Source organism: Rhizobium sp. R86522, assembly GCF_042466255.1.
GTDB lineage: Bacteria > Pseudomonadota > Alphaproteobacteria > Rhizobiales > Rhizobiaceae > Allorhizobium.
In genome coordinates this window covers 3,121,925-3,142,478 of sequence record NZ_JAXHBX010000001.1, presented here as the reverse complement: position 1 = coordinate 3,142,478, position 20,554 = coordinate 3,121,925, and the positions used below count along the sequence as shown (strand labels likewise).

The 20,554-nt window shown below is 59.0% G+C and carries 22 protein-coding genes; all 22 read left to right on the top strand.

Annotation, left to right across the window (positions count from 1 at the left end):
* The first annotated feature begins 266 nt into the window (after positions 1-266).
* The 22 genes from SJY08_RS15220 to SJY08_RS15115 all read left to right on the top strand — a co-directional run bounded on the left by SJY08_RS15220 (position 267) and on the right by SJY08_RS15115 (position 20,548).
* A complete protein-coding gene (locus SJY08_RS15220) occupies positions 267-1,262 on the top strand; it encodes a flagellin (protein ID WP_300890557.1) in 996 nt (331 codons plus the stop codon).
* Positions 1,263-1,484: 222 nt separating this feature from the next.
* Positions 1,485-2,483, top strand: coding sequence for a flagellin (locus SJY08_RS15215; protein ID WP_377276672.1), 999 nt, complete (start codon positions 1,485-1,487; stop codon positions 2,481-2,483).
* 305 nt (positions 2,484-2,788) lie between these two features.
* A complete protein-coding gene (locus tag SJY08_RS15210; RefSeq protein ID WP_054150844.1) occupies positions 2,789-3,748 on the top strand; it encodes a flagellin in 960 nt (319 codons plus the stop codon).
* A 263-nt stretch (positions 3,749-4,011) separates the two neighbouring features.
* Complete coding sequence (locus tag SJY08_RS15205) at positions 4,012-4,659, top strand: GTPase (protein ID WP_069042263.1); 648 nt, start codon at positions 4,012-4,014, stop codon at positions 4,657-4,659.
* The gene (locus tag SJY08_RS15200) at positions 4,656-5,978 is read left to right on the top strand and encodes a MotB family protein (RefSeq protein ID WP_054150842.1); all 1,323 of its coding nucleotides are present in this window, start codon (positions 4,656-4,658) and stop codon (positions 5,976-5,978) included. Before SJY08_RS15205 ends, SJY08_RS15200 begins: the two co-directional genes overlap by 4 nt.
* Before the next feature lie 2 nt (positions 5,979-5,980).
* Entirely contained in the window at positions 5,981-7,303 is a 1,323-nt protein-coding gene (gene motC / locus SJY08_RS15195; RefSeq protein ID WP_377276669.1) for a chemotaxis protein MotC, read from the top strand.
* A 1-nt stretch (position 7,304) separates the two neighbouring features.
* Positions 7,305-8,702, top strand: coding sequence for a flagellar hook-length control protein FliK (locus SJY08_RS15190; protein WP_377276667.1), 1,398 nt, complete (start codon positions 7,305-7,307; stop codon positions 8,700-8,702).
* Complete coding sequence (locus SJY08_RS15185) at positions 8,650-9,207, top strand: transglycosylase SLT domain-containing protein (RefSeq protein WP_054150839.1); 558 nt, start codon at positions 8,650-8,652, stop codon at positions 9,205-9,207. Before SJY08_RS15190 ends, SJY08_RS15185 begins: the two co-directional genes overlap by 53 nt.
* Positions 9,208-9,487: 280 nt before the next feature.
* Positions 9,488-10,159 (top strand): transcriptional activator Rem, encoded by a 672-nt coding sequence (rem, locus tag SJY08_RS15180; RefSeq protein WP_054150838.1) that lies wholly within the window; start codon positions 9,488-9,490, stop codon positions 10,157-10,159.
* 138 nt (positions 10,160-10,297) lie between these two features.
* Positions 10,298-11,524, top strand: coding sequence for a flagellar hook protein FlgE (locus tag SJY08_RS15175; RefSeq protein WP_377276664.1), 1,227 nt, complete (start codon positions 10,298-10,300; stop codon positions 11,522-11,524).
* Positions 11,525-11,545: 21 nt separating this feature from the next.
* Positions 11,546-13,000, top strand: a complete 1,455-nt coding sequence (flgK, locus tag SJY08_RS15170) for a flagellar hook-associated protein FlgK (protein ID WP_377276662.1) — start codon at positions 11,546-11,548, stop codon at positions 12,998-13,000.
* 5 nt (positions 13,001-13,005) lie between these two features.
* Positions 13,006-14,070 carry a flagellar hook-associated family protein gene (locus SJY08_RS15165; RefSeq protein ID WP_377276660.1) on the top strand — a complete coding sequence of 355 codons (1,065 nt, stop codon included), beginning with the start codon at positions 13,006-13,008 and terminating at the stop codon, positions 14,068-14,070.
* A 36-nt stretch (positions 14,071-14,106) separates the two neighbouring features.
* Positions 14,107-14,454 (top strand): flagellar biosynthesis regulator FlaF, encoded by a 348-nt coding sequence (gene flaF / locus SJY08_RS15160; RefSeq protein ID WP_006726381.1) that lies wholly within the window; start codon positions 14,107-14,109, stop codon positions 14,452-14,454.
* Entirely contained in the window at positions 14,451-14,900 is a 450-nt protein-coding gene (flbT, locus tag SJY08_RS15155) for a flagellar biosynthesis repressor FlbT (RefSeq protein WP_054150834.1), read from the top strand. Before flaF ends, flbT begins: the two co-directional genes overlap by 4 nt.
* Positions 14,891-15,334, top strand: a complete 444-nt coding sequence (flgD, locus tag SJY08_RS15150) for a flagellar hook assembly protein FlgD (RefSeq protein WP_054150833.1) — start codon at positions 14,891-14,893, stop codon at positions 15,332-15,334. The genes flbT and flgD overlap by 10 nt, the downstream gene beginning before the upstream one ends.
* Positions 15,335-15,392: 58 nt before the next feature.
* Positions 15,393-15,659 (top strand): flagellar biosynthetic protein FliQ, encoded by a 267-nt coding sequence (locus SJY08_RS15145; RefSeq protein ID WP_054150832.1) that lies wholly within the window; start codon positions 15,393-15,395, stop codon positions 15,657-15,659.
* Positions 15,660-15,765: 106 nt separating this feature from the next.
* Positions 15,766-17,853: a flagellar biosynthesis protein FlhA gene (gene flhA, locus SJY08_RS15140; protein ID WP_377276656.1), complete on the top strand. Its 2,088-nt coding sequence runs from the start codon at positions 15,766-15,768 to the stop codon at positions 17,851-17,853.
* Positions 17,850-18,599, top strand: coding sequence for a flagellar biosynthetic protein FliR (locus SJY08_RS15135; protein WP_054150831.1), 750 nt, complete (start codon positions 17,850-17,852; stop codon positions 18,597-18,599). The genes flhA and SJY08_RS15135 overlap by 4 nt, the downstream gene beginning before the upstream one ends.
* Before the next feature lie 67 nt (positions 18,600-18,666).
* On the top strand, positions 18,667-19,020 hold the full coding sequence (locus SJY08_RS15130) for a hypothetical protein (protein ID WP_052018175.1): 354 nt from the start codon (positions 18,667-18,669) through the stop codon (positions 19,018-19,020).
* Between the two features lie 33 nt (positions 19,021-19,053).
* The gene (locus SJY08_RS15125) at positions 19,054-19,614 is read left to right on the top strand and encodes a rod-binding protein (RefSeq protein WP_069042257.1); all 561 of its coding nucleotides are present in this window, start codon (positions 19,054-19,056) and stop codon (positions 19,612-19,614) included.
* A 29-nt stretch (positions 19,615-19,643) separates the two neighbouring features.
* On the top strand, positions 19,644-20,009 hold the full coding sequence (locus SJY08_RS15120) for a hypothetical protein (RefSeq protein ID WP_054150928.1): 366 nt from the start codon (positions 19,644-19,646) through the stop codon (positions 20,007-20,009).
* Positions 20,009-20,548 carry a flagellar basal body-associated FliL family protein gene (locus SJY08_RS15115; RefSeq protein WP_054150829.1) on the top strand — a complete coding sequence of 180 codons (540 nt, stop codon included), beginning with the start codon at positions 20,009-20,011 and terminating at the stop codon, positions 20,546-20,548. The genes SJY08_RS15120 and SJY08_RS15115 overlap by 1 nt, the downstream gene beginning before the upstream one ends.
* The last annotated feature ends 6 nt before the right edge of the window (positions 20,549-20,554 follow it).

Genomic DNA, 20,554 nt, shown 5'->3' with positions numbered 1-20,554 from the left:
GCGTTCGCAAACGAACGCGGCCTTTGCGTTTTATTAATCATCATCTGCTACGCGCGCGTACGCGCGAAGGTTGCAAAAAAAATCGAAAATCTGCCGTCACATCGTTTCGTTTAGGTCTTCATTAACCTTGATGGTTTTATCTAAGCCTATCGAAACGGCGAGCTAACTATTAAAAATCAGCCAGTTAGCAGGCATGATGCTGTGCGCCGTTACCGGTGAGACCGGAATGTCCCTTCTTAGTCAGCCATTCAAGGGGCAACACTACCATGACGAGCATTCTTACCAATATCGCCGCCATGTCGGCACTCCAGACCTTGCGCTCCATCGGCAGCAGCATGGAAGACACTCAGGCCCGCGTTTCGTCTGGTCAGCGCGTCGGCGAAGCTTCCGACAACGCCGCCTATTGGTCGATCGCCACCACCATGAAGTCCGACAACATGGCGCTCTCCGCCGTGTCTGACGCCCTCGGCCTCGGCGCCTCCAAGATCGACACCGCTTATGCCGGTATGGAATCGGCCATCGATGTCGTGAAGGAAATCAAGGCCAAGCTGGTCACCGCGACCGAAGAAGGTGTCGACAAGGCTAAGGTCCAGGAAGAAATCACGCAGCTTCAGGGCCAGCTGAAGTCGATCGCCGACTCGGCCTCTTTCTCCGGCGAAAACTGGATCGCTGGTGGCACTGACACTTCGACGACCGCTGCCCAGGTGACCGTTGTATCCGGCTTCGTCCGTGATGCCGCCAACAACGTTGCCGTAAAGACCACGTCCTACACGCTCGACGCCGAAACGGCTGGTAGCATGACCCTTCTGTTCGGCGGCGACGCGACTGGTGCAGTTGATACAACCAGTGGCATCCTCGGCACGAATGCAGCCGACTTCACGACCACCGACTTCGACCCGACCGCCGCCGGTACCGACGCCGCAGCGACCGCCGTAGGTGGTATGTCTGTCTATACGCTGGACATCAACGGTTTTGACGGCGCGGCCATGGCAGAAGCCCTGACGCTCGTCGATGCAGCTCTGGCCTTCATGACAAGCGCCGGCGCTGACCTTGGTTCGATCTCGATGCGCATCGATCTGCAGGAAGACTTCGTCAACAAGCTGTCTGACTCGCTCGACTCGGGCGTCGGTCGTCTCGTCGACGCCGACATGAACGAAGAATCGACCCGCCTTAAGGCACTGCAGACCCAGCAGCAGCTGGCCGTTCAGTCGCTCTCGATCGCCAACTCTTCTTCGGAAGTTATCCTTTCGCTCTTCCGTTAAGACCGAAGAGTCTGAAAATAGAAGCCGCCCTCCGGGGCGGCTTTTTGCATTTTAACGATTTTATCAGATCTCTTTAACCATGCGTTAACCATACGGTCGTTACATGGGCTCATGTAACGATGAGTTAACCAAGACGAAGAACTGGTTAAGGGCATTAGGCCGCTTCATCGTTCCCGGAAAGACCGGGATGTCCCCAAATCTAGCCATTTAAGGGACACGACCGTGACCAGCATTTTGACGAACAATGCAGCGATGGCTGCACTCCAGACTCTCCGTTCCATCGACTCGAAGATGCAGGATACCCAGGCGCGTGTATCCTCCGGTCTGCGTGTCGGCGGAGCTTCCGACAACGCCGCCTATTGGTCGATCGCAACAACGATGCGCTCGGACAACATGGCGCTCTCCGCCGTCCAGGACGCACTTGGTCTCGGCGCCGCCAAGATCGATACGGCCTATGCCGCGATGGAAAGCTCCATCGAAGTGATGAAGGAAATCAAGGCAAAGGTCGTCGCCGCCACGGAAGAAGGCGTCGATAAGTCGAAGATCCAGGAAGAAATCGACCAGCTGCAGGAGCAGCTTCGCTCGATCTCCGAATCGGCGAGCTTCAGCGGCCAGAACTGGGTCGCAACCGGCCCCGATACGGTCACGGCACCCGTCGACGTGACGGTTGTGTCAGGCTTCATTCGCGACTCCAGCGGCAATGTTTCCGTGTCGACCACTCTCTATTCTCTCGATGCAACGACAGCGGACGGCATGACAGTTCTGTTCGGTGGCGACGCGACCGGCCTGATCGACTACAACTCCGGTATCATTGGCAGCGTATCCGATACCTTCGACGCCTTTGTCGACTGGGACAATGACGGCGTGGTCGGTGCAGCCGCGGCTGAAATCGCGGGCGTTTCCATCGATCAGCTCGACATCACCGCCCTGACCACCGCCGGCATGCAGGAAGCCCTGTCTCTGGTTGAATACGGCCTGCAGCAGATGACCAGTGCCGCAGCAGCCTTGGGTTCGATTTCCATGCGCATCGGCATGCAGGAGGACTTCGTTGCGGCTCTGACCAACTCGATTGACAGTGGTGTCGGTCGTCTCGTCGATGCCGACATGAACGAAGAATCGACCCGCCTGAAGGCGCTGCAGACCCAGCAGCAGCTGGCCATCCAGTCGCTCTCGATCGCCAACACCTCTTCCGAAAGCATCCTGACTCTCTTCCGTCAGTAAGCGGCGCTCTGGCTAGGGGCGACTTCGTCCCGCCCTGACAGTGTCGGATGTTCTCGGTGTGAATCCGCGCCTCGTAAGAGGCGCGGATTTTCGTTTGAGCCTTGCGCGAAACTTTTGGCAATTTCGTTTGAACTACAAAAGACAAGCCTGTGCCTTGCCATGTCCTTGGTCTGTTTGTTAACTGCCGCTGTTAACGATTTGTTAACAGTGACGGGGATCGCGCGTTCGCGCGTTTTGCATGATGCCCTCCCGTCGTGCCGGCAAGTCGCCGGATGCGCAGTCCGACACGCTTAGGGGCACCAAGCATGACCAGTATTATGACCAATGCGGCCGCCATGGCGGCGCTGCAGACACTTCGTTCGATCGACAACAATCTCGAGATGACCCAGCGGCGCGTATCGTCGGGTTACCGGGTCGAAACGGCAGCCGACAATGCCGGCTATTGGTCAATCGCCACGACGATGCGTTCCGACAATGCTGCGCTCTCGACAGTTTCCGACGCACTTGGCCTCGGTGCGGCAACCGTTGATACCGCTTACACGGCGCTCGACAATGTCGTCGACGTGATGTCCACGATCAAGGCAAAGCTGGTTGCCGCGAGCGAGCCCGGCGTCGACAAGAACAAGATCAACGAAGAAATGACGCAGCTGAAGAACCAGCTGATTTCTTCTGCTCAGTCCGCATCCTTCTCGGGTGAAAACTGGCTTTACAACACCAATGCGCTGGAGCTGGGTACCAAGCAGGTCGTTTCCTCCTTCGTCCGCGGAGCCGACGGCAGCGTTCAGGTCACGACCCTCGACTTTGACACCGCCGAATCCGTCCTGATCGATATCCAGGATGCGTCTCGCGGCTTCCTCACCAAGTCAATCGACGCCGACGTGCTGCGCAACACCGGTACCGGTGCACGCGAATATTACCTCCTCGATATGGGGGCGCCGACCGGTGGCGACGAGATCGCGATAAACACCAACACGTCCAAGGAAGCGCTCGACGACATGATTGCCGTCGTCGACAACGTCATCCAGCAACTGACCGATGCCGCCGCCACCCTCGGCGCCATCACCAGCCGTATCGAGATGCAGGACACCTTCGTCTCGAACCTCATGGACGTGATCGACAAGGGCATTGGCCGTCTGGTCGATGCCGACATGAACGAGGAATCGACGCGTCTGAAGGCGTTGCAGACCCAGCAGCAGCTTGGCATCCAGGCACTCTCGATCGCCAATAGCAGCGCAGAAAAACTCCTGACGCTCTTCCAGCGATAAGCCTTGAACCGCTGGATATACTGGTATCCAGCGGTTCCGTGCCGTTTTGAAGCAGGTCGCCACCAACCTCATTCATCTTCGCGCAAGTTTGAACCCCTAGCTTCAGGAAGCGCACGTGGCATCAGAAGCCAAGCCGTGCCGAATGAGCTTTGAACGATCCTTGAAGATGAGAGAACGCGTACGGACATGCTGATGTTTGATCTTCTTCTCCTGGAATTGCACTTCAGCCGTGTCCAATCTGTCGCCGATGGAGGCGATTGCCCATGAGCATGCCTTTGGCCCGTTATCTCAAGGACTTTTCGACAACGGTCGCGCCACCTGCGCCGCCGGCGCCGGCCTTCGATATGCCGTCGGTGGATGCCTTCGACATGGACTTCCCGGCGCTTCCCGAACCCGAGGCAGTCGACGTCGAGGCCATCAAGCGCGAGGCCTATGCCGAGGGTCATGAAGCCGGTGAAAAGGCAGCTGCGGAGCGTTTCGAGGTGGACCGGCAGGCAATCGAGATAGCCCACGCGCAGGCGCTGGCCGAGCGTGACCAGAAACTGCGTGATGAATTTGCAGACCTGCTCGCGACGAAGCTGCCGGACGTGATCGAGAGGCTCTCGATGGCCGTGAGCGAACAGGCGGCGATTGCGCTCGCTCCGGCGATTGGCGAGGCCCTTGCCGAGAAGGCTGTGAAAGACCTGGCTGAACTCTTGAAGGCAGCCATAAATGCGGGCGAGGCAGGCACGATTGAGGTCAAGGGGCCTCGTCTCCTGTTTGAAAAGCTGCAGTCGGAAATGCCGGAGCAGACAAGTTTCCTGCGCCATGTCGAGGATCCGGACCTCGATCTCTCGGCTGAATTCGGCGATGCCGCGCTCGTCACCCGCATCTCGGCCTTTACGGCGAGCCTGAAGAAAGTGCTGGCATGAGCGACGAGAACCACCACCACGGCAAGAGCCAGATCATCATCGTCAAGCGCCGCAAGGGTGACCACGATGGCGCGCATGGCGGAGCGTGGAAGATCGCCTTTGCCGACTTCATGACAGCGATGATGGCCTTCTTCCTCGTCATGTGGCTGGTCAATGCTGCCAATGAAGAGACCAAGGCCACGGTGGCCAGTTACTTCAATCCAATTCAGCTTGCCGACGAAAAGCCCACCGAAAAGGGGCTCGAGAAGCCGGTCGAAACCAGCGAGGGCCAAGAGAAGAAGGAACGCTCCCAGGTCGATGAAGACCAGGACAAGGTAGGTTCCGCCGCCGCGACCGGTGACGACCAGACGGCCTCCTCGGGCGACGAAGCCAATTATTCGGAGGCCGACTTCTTCGAAAACCCCTATTCGGTTCTGGCTGAAATCGCCCAGGAAGTCGGGCAACAGGCCAATGTCAGCGCCAAGGGCGAAGGCGGCGCAGCTGACTCTGGCCCGTCTACCGGCGCTCAGGGCGGTGAGGCCTATCGCGATCCCTTCGATCCGGATTTCTGGACGCAGCAGGTTCAGACCGCCAACGGTCCGCCGGGCGATCCGACCGACGCGCAGACGCCGGCCGAGCAGGCACAGACCGCCCCGCCATCCGACACTGACACGTCTGAACCTTCGACCGAGCCTGAACAGCAGATCGCCCTTGTAGTGCCCGGTCAGAAACCGGATCCGGCAGCCACGCCATCAGAAGCGATGGCCGCTGACAAGCCGGCCGACGCAGACGCGTCGGAGATCGGCCAGACCGAACAGCCGCTCGAGGGAGTTGCTGAGAAGCCGGAAACCGCCGAGGCTGAGCTCGAGGCTCAGCTTGCGGCGGCGGACACCCTCAAGGCGGAAATCGCAAATGCCATTGGCGGAGCAGCCGGCAAGCTGGCCGAGGGGCTCATTGTCACGCCGACGGAAGGTGGCTTGCTGGTCACGATCAGCGATCAGAGCGATGCCGCCATGTTCAATCTCGGCTCGGCCGTGCCACGCCGGGAACTGGTGGTCGCCATGGAGAAACTCGGTCAGATCCTGCAGGAAAAGCCGGGCCGCATCGTGATCCGTGGCCATACGGACGCCCGCCCGTTCCGCGGCACGGAAAATGACAACTGGCGGCTTTCCATGGCCCGCGCCCACAGCGCCTATTTCATGCTGGTCCGCGGCGGTCTTGACGAGGATCGTGTCGAGCAGGTCTCGGGCTTTGCCGATCGGCGCCTGCAGGTGCCGGAGGATCCGCTCGCAGACGCCAACCGTCGCATCGAGATCCTGATCGAAGCGGAGCAGGGCTGACCATGCTCATCCGCCGTCTCACCCTCCGCCTGCTGCTGTCCGGTCTGACCGTATGTTCGGTCGGATCGTTCGGCCATGCGCAGTCGACGGACGAGGCGATCGAGCCGTATCGAATGCTGCGATCGCTGCAATTCGTCCAGGATACTGTGGTGCGCGGCGACCATTCTGCAGCCGACATGCAGCGGTTCGTGCTCAACACGATCGACGAGCGTTTGCGCACGGCCGACCCGAAGATTTTCCAGGATCCTCGCAACGTCGATGCAGCCCTGATTTACGCGATGAGCGGAGGAAATCCGGCAACCCTGGAATTCCTGGTCGCCCGCGACATCGAGGGCAACTTCGACAACCGGGTCAGTGATGCCTTGCGCAAGTATCTGAGCGGCAAGGGTACTCTCATCGGCAAGACCCTCGGCGACATGGCCGTCGAATACAAGAATGACAAGATCGGCCCTTATCTGGCGCTGGTCGCCGGCAATGTGACCCTGACGCGCGATCCGGCCGCTGCGCTCAAGTTCTACGATTGGGCCCGCCTTACGGCGCCCGGCACCATCGTCGAGGAAGCGGCCCTGCGACGGTCGCTTGCGGTCGCGGTCGATGCCAAGATCGTCGACAAGGCCTCGCTTTACGCCAATGGCTATGCGCGTCGCTTCCTCTATTCTCCCTATGCCAGCCAGTTCGCTGATCTGTTCGTCCGTTTCGTCGTGGAGCATTACGAGGTGCTGAAGCCCACCGACATAGAAGCCACACTCGGCTACATGGACGCGGATCGGCGCCGTGAGGTCTACCTACGGATTGCCCGTGAGGCGGCCATTGCCGGCCACAACCAACTGGCGACCATGGCTGCCGAGCAGGCAAAGCTGCTTTCCGGCACCGAGGAAGGTGCCGACGCTCTGGCGAAACTCTATGGCAGCCTCGTGCGTGTCCCCACTGAGAATGTCACCGACGCGATGGCGGCCTTGATGCAGGTCCCGGAGGACATGTTGTCGCCCAGGGATCGCGCCTTGAGGCAGGCGGCTGAAACCATCGCTAAAGAAGTCCTGCGCAAACCCGAACCCATTCAGCGTTCCCAGACGCCTTCGGCGGAAGCTGTGAGCATCGACGATCCGGCACAATCCGCATCGGCTGATCCGGACCTGCAGGATCCGTTTGCCCAGCCGGAGCCGGCCTCAGTTACGCAGGCTGACGCAACGCAGCCAGTCGCCGACGCAGCCGCGACACTTCCTGCCGAGCAAACCGAAATCGACCCGGAATTGCGTAGCTTCGTCGATTCCGGACGCTCTAAGCTCGACGCAATCGACGATCTTCTCCAGAAAGAAGGCCCGTAACATGATGGACGCACTTTCCGCCCCCAGAATGCCCGCGACGGATGGCCCGGCGGCTGCAAGCGGCTCGGGCCGCGCAGACAAGGCGGCGGACGACGGCAGCTTCTCCAAGGTGCTCTCCAAATCCGGCGAGCAGGAGGCAGGTGCGTCGAAGCAGGATCGCACACGCGACGAGACGGAAGCCTCGGAGGCAGAGGTAAATCAGCCAGATGCAAAGACGGCGCGGGCGAGTGAACGATCCTTCATCGATGATGCTTTGCTGGCGGAACTCGATGCACTTCCGGCTGACGTCTCGACTGGGGATCTGATCCGGGCTCTCGCCAAGGCGCAGGCCAAGACCAAAGCAAATGCTCAGGGCGATAAGGAGCCTCAGGTCGAGATCGAAGGCCTTGATCCGGAACTGAAGGCGCAACTGGCGAAGGCGATGGCGGCCGTTCGGGATCGCAAGGAAACCGGTGAAGGCGAACCAGTGGCGACCGAGCAGGCTGCAGGCGAGGCGACCCCGTCCGAAACTCCGGTGGCGGACCTCGCCGATGTGCTTCAGCTTCTGGCAGGTGGCAAGATTGATCCCGCCGAGAAGGGCAAGGAGCCAGCCAAGGGCGACAAGTCGGACAAGGACGATCAGAAGGTTCTCGCCGGGAACCTTATTGACGCCAAGGCCCATGACGCCGCCGATAACTCCGCTTCGGATGACGACAGCTCGGACGGCGATCGCGATTTCCGCTTCATCCGGGCAGACGGCAAGGGGCAGCCACTTGTTCTGCGCGGGGAGGGGGCGTCTTCTCCGGAGCAGACCGAGCAGAAAGTGGTTGAAACGGTCACGGTCGTCGATAGCCGCCGCTATATCGCTCCAGTCTCCACATCCAATGCCGCGTCCATTACTGCAGCGATGCTGGGCGACAATGAGTGGCTCGGTGCCATGGCACCCGGCTCAGAGCTCGCCAATGCCGCTGCCCAGTCCAGCCAGGGCAAGGTCGTGCATACGTTGAAGCTCCAGATGACACCGATTGAGCTCGGCAGTGTCACCGCGACCCTGCGCCTGTCAGGCGAAGAGCTGAGTGTTCAGCTGACCGTCGACAACCCGGCGGCCTTCCGCCAGCTCTCAAACGATCAGAGCGACATCCTGAAGGCACTCCGGGCCCAGGGTCTGGTCGTCGACCAGGTCCAGGTGACCATGCAGACCCCGTCGGCGGATCGCAGCGCAGATGCAGGACAGAATGGATCGCAGAACCAGCAGTCCGGCCAACAGGCATTCCAGCCCGGAAATCAGGGCGGTGAACGACAGCAGCGCGGTGACGCGCCAGGAAATACCGTGAGGATGGCGGATGAGCGTGTGGCTGATACGACGGATGTTCCCGCTTCCGGCAATCGCGGCGCTCGCCCTGATCAGCTTTACGTCTGAGGTAGAGGCAAGTCGCGGTGCCTGTGAGGGCGCCATCAGCGCGGCCGCTGCCAAATACGGCGTTCCCGAAGGCATTCTCTATTCGGTCGGCCTGACAGAGACTGGCCGCAAGGGCAGTCTTGCCCCCTATGCCATGAACGTCGAGGGCAAAGCCTATTACTTCGACGATCTGGATGCTGCTCTCGACGGCTTCGAGCGTGCAAGAATGGGCGGAGCGAAGCTGATCGATGTCGGCTGCATGCAGATCAATCAGCACTTCCACGGGGAGCACTTTACCTCAGTCGAGGCGATGTTTGACCCGAGGCGCAACGTGGAATATGCCGCTCGCTTCCTCAGCAACCTTCACAATCGTCATGAAACCTGGACGATGGCGGTTGCGCGCTATCATGCAGGACCTAATAATGATCCCGCCCAGAAGCGTTACGTGTGCCGTGTGATCTCCAATCTGGTTGCCACGGGCTATGGGAACTGGACGCCCAATGCGCGACAATTTTGCGGTGAATAGCAACCCATGATTGTTTGACAGTCACGATTGTGCCGATTTGCGAATTGTGGCGACACTGCGGTAACGAGAGCTCATGCAAGACCTTGTGCGAAACTTGCGTTAACTTTTCCACCGAAAAATTGTGTCAGCGTAGTTCAAAACATACTAGATCTAGTTCAAATCGGCACCAAATGGTTAATCAATCGTTAATTACTATGGTTAAGTTCTCCTAGTTGTTCATGAATCCCCCGATTCGTACCCATGGTGCATCGAAACACCACACTGATTCGGAGGCGGCTGAATGATCGTCGTGGTAGATGAGCGCGAGCTCGTGAAAGACGGATACACATCACTATTTGGACGCGAGGGGATTCCCTCGACGGGGTTCGACCCCCGGGAGTTCGGGGAATGGGTCAATACGGCGGCCGATTCCGACATTGCAGCGGTTGAGGCGTTCGTCCTCGGCCAGGGCGAGATGACCCTCGAATTGCCGCGGGCAATTCGTGACCGGACCCAGGCGCCGGTGATCGCGGTCAGCGATCATCCATCCCTGGAGGCTACTTTGGCGCTCTTCGATTGCGGAGTCGATGACGTCGTACGTAAGCCCGTGCATCCCCGTGAAATCCTGGCGCGCGCTGCGGCTATCCGCCGGCGTCTTCGGGCAATCACCAATTTCACCGAGATCGGTCCGATCAAGGTCTTCTCCGACGGCCGTGATCCCGAGATCGCCGGCGACGTCTTCCCCTTGCCGCGCCGCGAGCGCCGCATCCTGGAATATTTGGTCGCAAACCGCGGCCGACGCGTATCGAAGACGCAGATCTTCAACGCGATCTACGGGATCTTCGACGAGGAAGTCGAAGAGAACGTCGTTGAAAGTCACATTTCCAAGCTTCGCAAGAAGCTGCGCAAGAAGCTGGGTTTCGATCCTGTCGATTCCAAACGCTTCCTCGGCTACTGCATCGACTGGAGCTGATCTCTACCTGCGGCCGCCCTTGAGCGGCCGCATTTTTTTCCCTCGACGCGAGGGAAAAAGCTGGGCGCTCAAGCCAGACAGCTTCACGCAAGGCCCACCTCATACTCTCCAAATCGACTAGCAAACGAGGATTTTGACATGAGCCTTTACGGAACCATGCGAACGGGTGTCTCCGGCATGAATGCCCAGTCGAACCGGCTGAGCACCGTCGCTGACAACATCGCCAATTCCAGCACTGTCGGCTACAAAAAGGCCTCGGTGCAATTTTCATCCATGATTTTGCCGACCACGAACGGCGCCTACAATTCCGGCGGTGTCGAAACGGACGTGCGCTACTCGATTTCGAGCCAGGGTACCTTCAGCTACACGACGTCGACGACGGACCTCGCCATCAATGGCGACGGCTTCTTCATCGTCAAGGGCGACGACGGCACCCCCTATATGACGCGTGCCGGTTCCTTTGTTCTGCAGGACGACGGAACCCTGAAGAACACGGCCGGCTATACGCTGCAGGGTTATCCCTATGATTCTGATGTCGATCCGACGATTGTCGTCAATGGTTTCGATGGCTTGGAGCCAGTGGACCTCTCCGGTTCGGGGATTTCGGCAGTCAGATCACTGACAGGCACGCTGAACGTGAACCTGCCGAACTCGGCCGAGGTAGGTGTTGCCGCTGACATCAAGAAGACGTCTCTGACCGTCTTTGACAGTCAGGGATCAAGCCGATTGATCGATTTCACCTATGAGAAGATCGCCGACAATACGTGGGAGGTCTCTGCGGTTGAACGGGATAACGGCACTCAGGTTCTTGCGCCCCAAACGTTGGTTTTTGACGCGGACGGCAAACTCGTAACTCCCGATCCAGCCGAGCTGCCGCTTGATCCCTACACTGTAGACGGCGCCGAAGTCGGCGACCCTGGTACCGGTATCCTGATCAGCATTGGCGATACGACCCAGCTCGCCTCGGATTTCTCCGTCCAGCTGGGCAAGGTGGACGGCAACGCCGCCTCGAAGGTCAAGGGTTACGAAATCGACGACAAGGGCATCGTTTCGATTGCCTACGACAACGGCGATCTGGTGCCGACCTTCCGCGTCGCGCTCGCCAGTGTCCAGAGCCCGGACAATCTCAATCCGGTGGCCGGCAACATGTACACCCAGTCGAACGACTCCGGTGTCGTCATCCTTGGCTATGCCGGCTCCAGCGGCTTCGGCACGATCCTGTCGGGCGCACTTGAAGACTCCAACGTGGATGTCGCTGAAGAGCTCACCGCGATGATCGAGTCCCAGCGCAACTACACTGCAAACTCCAAGGTATTCCAGACCGGCTCCGAATTGATGGAAGTCCTGGTCAACCTGAAGAGATAATCGAAAGAGTAGGTTAGTCCTATGTCGCTTGCATCGTCACTGAATACGGCCAACTCGATTTTCCGGAATACGTCCCAGCAGACGTCCGTAATCTCGACGAACATCGCCAACACCGGCAACGAGAACTACGTGCGCCGTGATGCGGTGGTCACGCAGACCGTCTACGGTTTCTCGACGGTGCAGAATGAACGGTCGCAGCAGATGGCTCTGCTGCGCCAGATGGCATCGTCGACGGGGCAGCAGAGTGCGCAGTCGACACTTCTGGACGGCCTGACCACGCTTTCCAATGCGCTTGGTGGCAATGACAAGGAATTGTCGCCATCCAACTATCTCGCGAACCTGCAAAGCAGCCTGCAGGCTTTCGCCGCCGCCCCGGGCGAATACGCACTCGCTTCCACGGTCGTGACGGATGCAATCGACGTCGTCAACTCGCTGAACAATACGACGATGTCGACGCAGAAACTGCGCGAAGACACCGATGCGCAGATGTTTCAGCAGGTCGAGTCGCTGAACAAGCTGCTCGCCGAGTTCAAGATCGTCAACGATACGGTCGTGCGTCAGACGGCGACCGGTGGCAATGCCGACGACTATCTCGATCGCCGCGACACGCTCCTCAAGGAGATCTCCAATATCGTCGGCGTGTCCGTGAACATGCGCGATAACAGCGACATGGTTCTGTACACCTATGACGGAACGACGCTGTTCGAGACGGAGCCGCGCGAAGTCAGCTTCGTGCGCACGTTTACCTATAATTCGACAGTCTCCGGCAATGCCATCTACATCGACGGAACGGCGGTTCGCGCCGGCATCGGCGGCAATACCGATGGCCAGGGTTCGCTTGCTTCGCTCGTGCAGATCCGCGATGTCATTGCGCCGACCTTCCAGACCCAGCTCGATGAAATCGCGCGTGGCCTGATCGAAGCCTTCCAGGAAGTAGACACCGGCGGCGGCGGTGAACTGCCGGGCCTGTTCACCTGGCCGACCGGCACAATTCCCTTGACGGGAACGGTCGAGCCTGGCCTGGCTGCCCTCATTCAAGTCAATCCGGCCGTTCGCTCGGATGCCGGCGGCGATCCAATGCTGATCCGTGACGGTGGCATCAATGGCGCCGCCTATGTGCAGAACGTCGATGGATCATCGGGCTTCACCGATCTGATCAACAGCTATGTCGACGAACTCGCCGCGAACAGAAGCTTCTCCGCCGAAGCGGACCTCAAGACGGATGCAAGTGTTTTGTCCTTCGCCAGCAACTCGATCGGCTGGCTCGAAGAGCTGCGTTCGAACGCCTCGACGGCGTTTGAAAACAAGCAGGCGCTCTATGAGCGTACGTTCCAGACCTACTCCTCCAAGACGGCGGTCAGTCTCGACGAAGAACTCTCGATGCTGCTCGATGTCGAACAGTCCTACAAGGCCGCAGCCAAGCTCGTCTCAACGGTGGATGAGATGCTGAAGGCCGTCATGGATATGGTGAGGTAATCCCAATGTCGACAGCTAGCGTCTCCAATCTTTCCACCCAGACATCCATGCGACTGACCATTCGGCAGGCGCAAAATGAGCTCTTGAAGTCACAGCAGGAAGTCAGCACCGGCTTCTACGCCGACATCGGTGCGGAACTGGGCAGCAAGACTTCGACCGTCGTTGACCTGAACCGGGAAAGCCTGCGGCTGAACTCGATGATCAGCAACAACTCGATCGCGACGCAGCGACTGTCCGCCTCCCAGGAAGCGCTGAAGCAGATCGCGACCGCCGCCGAAGAGATGAACAACGCGCTGATCACCATCTCCGGGTCGTCGAACAGCGACACGATCAACACCACCGTGATGACCGTATCGAACTCCCTCTCGACGATGACGAGCATGGCCAACCAGTCGGCCAATGGTGAATTCCTGTTCGCAGGCATCAACACCGATGTGAAGCCGTTCAGCGAGTACACGAACACGTCGCCGGCGAAGACGGCTTTCGACAACGCCTTTACCGCCTATTTCGGCTTCGCGCCGACCGATACGGCGAGCGTCGCGACGATCGTCCCGAGTGGTGCAGTCCCGAGCATGGAGGATTTCATCACCTCCACGCTGGAGCCGATGTATACCGGAGCCGACTGGAACACCGATTGGTCGAACGCGACCGACCAGGCGATGACCAGCCGCATCACGCAGTCTGAAACTGTCCAGACGTCGGCCTCGGCCAACGAAGACGGCTTCCGCTACTTCGCGCTCTCTGCCATCGTGACCAAGGAGCTCCTGACGATCGGTGCGCCGGCGGCCGCAGTGACCGTCGCGATCAACAAGGCGATCGATTACACGGGCCGCGCCATCACCGGCATCAACTCGACGCGCTCGGAACTTGGTCTTTCCGAGAACCGAATTGAGAAGGCGGATGCCTCGCTCAAGGTTCAGGTGGATATTATCGAAACCAGCCTGTCGAGCAAAATTGAAGTAGATGCGTACGAAGCGTCAACTCGCGTTAACTCTCTGCTTGCCATGGTGGAAGCATCATACACGCTGACATCGAGGATCCAGGGCTTGAGTCTTGTAAACTACCTTTGATGAGCAAAGGGTGAAATGAACCTGAAGGGCAACTGAATGTACCAGTTCTCATATGCCGAGATTATGGAAGATGGCGTCGCTGACGCCAAGGAGCGCGAACGGCAGGCCCTTGACCGTTGCATCCAGCTTCTGAGCGCGGCCCGTGAAAAGAAGGGCTACTCCCGCGAGGCGATCGAAGCTCTGTTTTATACCCGCCGGGTCTGGATCCGGCTGATCGAAGATCTGCAAAACCCCGAGAACCAGCTCGGCGACGAAGTACGCGCCAATCTGATTTCCATCGCCATCTGGATTTTGAAAGAGTGTGACCGGATCCGTAAGCGTGAGTCCGAGAACTTCCAGGGCATCATCGACGTGACAACCATCATCAGGGATGGACTTAAATGAAGAGCACTTTGCGCATCTCGCTCAAGTCGGGCGAACGTATTTTCATCAATGGAGCGGTTCTGCGCGTCGACCGCAAGGTTGCCCTCGAGTTCCTGAACGATGTCACCTTCCTGCTCGAGAACCACGTTCTGCAGCCGGAGCAGGCGACCACGCCGCTGCGTCAGCTCTACTTCATCGCCCAGATGATGCTGATCAATCCGGAAGGCAAGGATCAGTCGCTGGCGATGTTCCGCAAGTCGGTCATCATGCTGTTGTCCTGCTTCGAGAACGAAGAGATCCTCGCTGAGCTGAAGCGCATCGATGGCATGGTCTCCTCCGGTCGCGCTTTCGATGCCTTGAAGGCGATCCGTCAGCTCTATCCGATTGAGGACCGCATCCTGAACAACCAGGAAATGACGCCGGCGACCATCGAGCAGATCCGCAAGGAGATTGCGCCATGGCGGTAGACGGTGTAGCTGCCGCCACTGCGGCCACGACGACATCGTCTGCCACCAGCAGCACGGCGAGCAAGGCTGCCGAGAAGGCATCGATCGATTACGATAGCTTCTTGAAGCTCCTGATCGCCCAGATGAAGAACCAGGATCCGACGAATCCTATGGATGCGACGGAGCAGATCTCGCAGCTTGCCACCTTCTCCCAGGTCGAGCAGACGATCCAGACGAACTCGAACCTCGAGACGTTGATCACCGGCAACGCGCTGAGCAACGCCTCCTCCTACATCGGCAAGACCATCACCAGCGCCGATGAAAAGACCACCGGCGTCATCGCCTCGGTTCGCGTCTATAGCGACACGATGGTGGCAACGACCGCTGAGGGCAAGGAAATCCCCATCACCGTGGGCGTCCGCGTCGGGACCAAGCCCACGACGAGCGGCACGTGACATGCTAGGCCTTTCGGAGTGGAAGGCGTGATTCGCCACTCCGAAAGGATACCGTCTCATGAATGAGGCAGACGCTCTCGACATTCTCCAGGCTGCAATCTGGACAATCATCATCGCTTCCGGGCCGGCCGTGGCCGCCGGCATGATCGTCGGTGTCGTCATCGCGTTGATCCAGGCGCTGACCCAGGTCCAGGAAATGACCCTGACATTCGTGCCGAAGATCCTTGCCATTATGATCACGATCGGCATCTCGGCGCCTTTCGTCGGAGCCCAGATCAATCTCTTCAGCAACCTCGTTTTCTCGCGGATCCAGTCAGGCTTCTAGCGGAGCGGTCTGACACCCTCGCGCAAGCTTCGCCGTCTATCTCTTCAAGGCAGACTGCCGGAAGCATGGTCTTCCGGGTGACTTCTCATGAAGAGATGGAATGGACATGGCGCAACCACCTGCACTCGTAATCCCGAAGGCCAGCCCCAGCGGGCGTGACATCGGTTTCGCGTTCGGGATCGTGATGATCCTGTGCATCCTCTTTCTGCCCATACCGCCCTTTCTGATCGATGTCGGCCTGGCATTCTCCATTGCACTTTCCGTCCTGATCCTGATGGTCGCGCTCTGGATTCAGCGCCCTCTGGACTTCTCGTCCTTCCCGACTATCCTGCTGATCGCCACCATGATCCGTCTGTCGCTCAACATCGCGACGACGCGCGTCATTCTAACCCATGGTCACGAGGGCCACGGGGCCGCCGGCGGGGTGATCGCCGGCTTCTCCAACCTCGTGATGGGCGGCGACTTCGTCATCGGTCTGATCGTCTTCCTGATCCTGATCACCGTCAACTTCATCGTCATCACCAAGGGCGCCACGCGTATCGCGGAAGTCGGCGCCCGCTTTACCCTTGATGCAATCCCCGGCAAGCAGATGTCGATCGACGCCGACCTATCGGCCGGTATCATCGACGAAAAGGAAGCACAGCACAGACGCCGTGAACTGGAGCAGGAAAGCTCGTTCTTCGGTGCGATGGATGGTGCTTCGAAGTTTGTCCGCGGCGACGCGATCGCCGGTCTGATCATCACCGCCATCAACGTTGTCGGCGGGATTGTCATTGGCTACTTCCGCCATGACATGGAGCTCGGCGAAGCAGCAGACGTCTTCGTCAAGCTCTCCGTCGGTGACGGCATCGTCTCCCAGGTTCCAGCTCTGATCGTTTCGCTGGCCGCCGGCCTTCTGGTCTCGCGCGGCGGCACACCCGGCTCGACCGACGAGGCTGTGGTCAATCAGCTGAGCGGCTATCCGCGCGCCTTGTCTGTCGCGGCCGCAATGATGGGGGCACTTGCGCTCGTTCCCGGCCTTCCCCTGATCCCTTTTACCGTTCTAGGTGGTCTGATGGCCTTCGGTGCCTGGCTCATCCCGCGCCGCCTCGAGGCCGAAAATCAGGTCAAGCGCGAGCAGGAAGAAAAGAAGGTCATCCAGAACAAGGAAGCCGAGAAGGATTCGGTCAAGTCTGTTCTCAAGACTTCCGAGATCGAACTGGCCCTTGGCAAGCTTGTCTCCACCCGACTGCTTGGAGCCCATCAGGAACTTGCCTTCCGCGTTGGCAAAATGCGCAAGAAATTCGCCAGCCAGTACGGTTTTGTCGTGCCGGAAATCAAGGTGACCGACGATATCGCGATCCCGGAAAAGGCCTATCAGATCCGTATCCACGGTACGACGGTCGCGTCGAACAACCTGCGTGTCGGTGAAGTTCTGGTCGTGACAGGCTCTGGTCGCAAGCCAAACGTACCGGGCGACGAGATCCGCGAACCGGCTTTCGGCATGCCGGCGGTCTCGGTCCTCGAAACCTTCACAGAAGAACTCAAGCGCGAAGGCTTCCACCCGATCGACAATGTCTCGGTCGTGCTGACGCATGTCTCGGAAGTCATCCGCAACAACCTGCCACAGCTCCTGTCCTACAAGGACGTCAAGGTGCTGATCGATCGCCTGGATCCCGAGTACAAGAAGCTCGCCGATGAGATCTGCTCGTCGCATATGTCCTATTCGGGCCTGCAGGCGGTCTTGAAGCTGCTGCTCGCCGAGCGCGTCTCGATCCGCAACCTGCATCTCATTCTCGAAGCGGTCGCCGAACTCGCGCCGCATGTCCGCAAGACGGAGCAGATCGTCGAGCATGTGCGTGTCCGCATGGCCCAGCAACTCTGCGGCGACCTCACCGACAACGGTGTCCTGCGCGTCTTGCGTCTCGGCTCCAAGTGGGATCTCGTCTTCCACCAGGCGCTGAAGCGCGATGCCAAGGGCGAGATCGTCGAATTCGACATCGATCCGCGCAGCCTGGAAGAGTTCTCCGAACAGGCAAGTCAGGTTATCCGTGAATTCATGGACCGGGGCCTGCCCTTCGTCCTTGTCACGTCGCCCGAAACACGGTCCTATGTGCGCATGATCATCGAACAACTCTTTGCCACCTTGCCGGTCCTTTCACATGTGGAACTCGCCAAGGGCATCGAGATCAAGATTCTGGGCTCCATTTCATGATTTCTGACCCGCAGGGGAGTGTGCTGGTACTGATCGCGATTTTCTGTCGCATCGGCGCCTGCATCATGACCCTGCCGGGCTTTTCTTCGGCCCGTATCTCGATGACGGTGCGGTTCTTCCTTGCCTTTGCCATCTCGCTGGCTATGACGCCTTTGCTCTTCGATACCGTGTACCCCACGGTCTCCGGAGGCGGGGCCTCTCTCATCGGCGTCATCGTCGCTGAGCTTCTGATTGGCATGATGTACGGCCTTGTTCCGCGCTTCTATGTACTCGGATTGCAATTTGCAGGCTCGGCGATCTCGATGGCGATTGGCCTCAACACGCCGGGCGCGTCAGACGTTCTCGAAGACACCCCTGACAACCAGATGACCAATCTGATCTCCTTCGGTGGCCTTCTCATGCTCTTCATGTTGGATTTCCACCATGTGGTGTTTCGCGCGCTGTTCGATTCCTATTCGGTGATGCCGATCGGCGGCATGCCGGACAGCCAGAAAATGCTGATCACGCTGACCGACACCCTGACGCAGACCTTCCTTCTGATGCTGCGTTTGGCGAGCCCATTTCTGATCTTCGGTCTGATGTTCAACGTGGCCGTCGGTCTGGTGAACAAGCTCGCACCCCAGGTGCCCGTCTTCTACATCTCGACCCCTTATCTGCTGATGGGTGGACTGCTCCTGGTCTATTTCACCATCGCTGCCATGGTCATGCAGTTCGGCCAGAATTTCCCGATGATCTTCAATTTCTGACGAGGCTGCCTTGGGACCGCAAAAGAAATCCGACAAACTCAAGCGTCTGGTCGCCGTACAGCGTCACATGGAGCGGATGGCCGAAAGCGATCTGGGCATCACCGCACAACGCATCGAGGAAAACGCTCGTTCGATGGACACGGTCATGGATGCCATCGGATCGCTCGATCCCTTGCACCGGCTTTTCGCCCAGAACTATGCGGACCGCTTCGATCGCCTGTCCAACACGGACAAGCAGTTGCACGGTCTGCAGCAGGTTCAGGAGATGAAGCTGATGCGCGAGCGCGCCAAGGGCGACCGGCTGGAAGAAAACATGAAGGATGCGCGCGACCACGAAGAGCGCGAGCGCGATGACGATGCCATCTATGATCTGATCGACCTGAAATTTGCCACACCAGCCTCCAGCAAGCTTCAGGAGTGATAGTCGCCTCGAACCGAAATCGAGGATGTCATCGTGGCCATTTCTCCTCCAAGCGATCTGGTGCTGGACGTTGTCCGTGCTGCTGATCCGGCACAAGTTGCCGCTGCTCAGGAACAACTGAAAGCCAACCGGGCGAACTTCATGGCGACCAGTCTCGCCGAGAAGGGCGCAGGTTTTGGCGCGACTGTCGACATTCTGAACCGCAGCGCCAACGCCGCTCGCGTCGAAGCGACGGCGCAACCGACCGAGGATGTCGGCAAGCCTCCGAAGATCTACCGCGATTTTGAAGCCGTTTATCTCACCAACTTCGTCCAGAGCATGCTGCCGGACGAGAGCGAGGAAGTGTACGGCAAGGGCAATGCCGGCGAGATGTGGAAGAGCATGATGGCCGAGCAACTCGGCACGGTTCTGTCTGAATCCGGCGGCGTCGGCATCGCCGAGCAGATGTATGACCAGGCCCTCCAGCGCGTGCGCGGACAAGATAGCGTCAATGCTGCCACGGACGAGACAGATCGCGGGCTCGCCATGAGCTGGGTGACCGATCTGGAGCGCCGCACCCTGGGTGCCGGCGCCGACACCGATAACAAGAATTGATCGATTTTTCGAAAGACAGGGCAGAATTCATGGAATTTGTTTCAAGCGAATATCGGGTGAAGACGGTACTGAGCCGGCTTGAGCGTATCATCGACAATGAGAACGAGCGGATCGGCAAAGATCCGGAATTCGACTTCAAGGTTTCCAACGCCCACAAGAGCCGCTGCCTTTACGAATTGACCATGCTGTTCCGTGACACGGACCCGCGCGAATTCGCGGTCAACTATGTCGAGCAGCTCCATGTTCTGAAGGAAAAGCTCGCTCTGAACGCCCGTCGCGTCGAGGCGCATCTCGCGGCCGTTCGTGCGGTTGCCGACATCCTGAAGAACGCGGTTCGCGACGCAGACGGTGACGGCACCTATTCTCAGGAACAGTTCCAGTTCAGCGAGTTCTGATGGGCAAGATACTCGGAATCGGCCTTTGGGTCTGCATCGTCACGCTGGGGGCCGTCTACGGTTCGATCTATCTGGCGACAGCCCCTGCCGGCCCGAGCGAGGAAGAAACAAAGACGGCCGCACTCGAGCTCGTTCGCGGTGAGTCCATCACCATTCCGGTCATCGGCGGTGGTGATGTCACCGGATATTTCCTGACCCGCATCTCCTTCATGATGGACAAGGAAAAGCTCAAAGGACAGGACCTGCCGACGACCGAATTGATGACCGACCAGCTGTTCACGCTGCTGGTTGGCAACAAGATGGTCGACATCGGCAACGTCTCCGCCTTCGACGTCAATTCGTTTCGTGAGCAGATCAAGACCGAGATGAATGCAAGGCTCGGTGAGGGTATGATCGCTCAGGTGCTGATTGAGCAGCTCGATTACGTCTCGAAGGACGCCGCCCGCAAGGCTGCCGACGGTGGTTCCAAGCCCATGGAGAAGACCACGGTCGTCGAAGGCGAAAAGGTTGAGGAAAAGGCGGCATCCTCAGGGCATTGACCATTC

What these genes read in the sequence shown, in the direction of transcription:
- SJY08_RS15220 (WP_300890557.1), top strand. Translation starts at nt 267, where the DNA reads ATGACGAGCATTCTTACCAATATCGCCGCCATGTCGGCACTCCAGACC.
- SJY08_RS15210 (WP_054150844.1), top strand. Translation starts at nt 2,789, where the DNA reads ATGACCAGTATTATGACCAATGCGGCCGCCATGGCGGCGCTGCAGACA.
- SJY08_RS15205 (WP_069042263.1), top strand. Translation starts at nt 4,012, where the DNA reads ATGAGCATGCCTTTGGCCCGTTATCTCAAGGACTTTTCGACAACGGTC.
- SJY08_RS15200 (WP_054150842.1), top strand. Translation starts at nt 4,656, where the DNA reads ATGAGCGACGAGAACCACCACCACGGCAAGAGCCAGATCATCATCGTC.
- motC (WP_377276669.1), top strand. Translation starts at nt 5,981, where the DNA reads ATGCTCATCCGCCGTCTCACCCTCCGCCTGCTGCTGTCCGGTCTGACC.
- SJY08_RS15190 (WP_377276667.1), top strand. Translation starts at nt 7,305, where the DNA reads ATGATGGACGCACTTTCCGCCCCCAGAATGCCCGCGACGGATGGCCCG.
- SJY08_RS15185 (WP_054150839.1), top strand. Translation starts at nt 8,650, where the DNA reads ATGTTCCCGCTTCCGGCAATCGCGGCGCTCGCCCTGATCAGCTTTACG.
- rem (WP_054150838.1), top strand. Translation starts at nt 9,488, where the DNA reads ATGATCGTCGTGGTAGATGAGCGCGAGCTCGTGAAAGACGGATACACA.
- SJY08_RS15175 (WP_377276664.1), top strand. Translation starts at nt 10,298, where the DNA reads ATGAGCCTTTACGGAACCATGCGAACGGGTGTCTCCGGCATGAATGCC.
- flgK (WP_377276662.1), top strand. Translation starts at nt 11,546, where the DNA reads ATGTCGCTTGCATCGTCACTGAATACGGCCAACTCGATTTTCCGGAAT.
- SJY08_RS15165 (WP_377276660.1), top strand. Translation starts at nt 13,006, where the DNA reads ATGTCGACAGCTAGCGTCTCCAATCTTTCCACCCAGACATCCATGCGA.
- flaF (WP_006726381.1), top strand. Translation starts at nt 14,107, where the DNA reads ATGTACCAGTTCTCATATGCCGAGATTATGGAAGATGGCGTCGCTGAC.
- flbT (WP_054150834.1), top strand. Translation starts at nt 14,451, where the DNA reads ATGAAGAGCACTTTGCGCATCTCGCTCAAGTCGGGCGAACGTATTTTC.
- flgD (WP_054150833.1), top strand. Translation starts at nt 14,891, where the DNA reads ATGGCGGTAGACGGTGTAGCTGCCGCCACTGCGGCCACGACGACATCG.
- SJY08_RS15145 (WP_054150832.1), top strand. Translation starts at nt 15,393, where the DNA reads ATGAATGAGGCAGACGCTCTCGACATTCTCCAGGCTGCAATCTGGACA.
- flhA (WP_377276656.1), top strand. Translation starts at nt 15,766, where the DNA reads ATGGCGCAACCACCTGCACTCGTAATCCCGAAGGCCAGCCCCAGCGGG.
- SJY08_RS15135 (WP_054150831.1), top strand. Translation starts at nt 17,850, where the DNA reads ATGATTTCTGACCCGCAGGGGAGTGTGCTGGTACTGATCGCGATTTTC.
- SJY08_RS15130 (WP_052018175.1), top strand. Translation starts at nt 18,667, where the DNA reads ATGGAGCGGATGGCCGAAAGCGATCTGGGCATCACCGCACAACGCATC.
- SJY08_RS15120 (WP_054150928.1), top strand. Translation starts at nt 19,644, where the DNA reads ATGGAATTTGTTTCAAGCGAATATCGGGTGAAGACGGTACTGAGCCGG.
- SJY08_RS15115 (WP_054150829.1), top strand. Translation starts at nt 20,009, where the DNA reads ATGGGCAAGATACTCGGAATCGGCCTTTGGGTCTGCATCGTCACGCTG.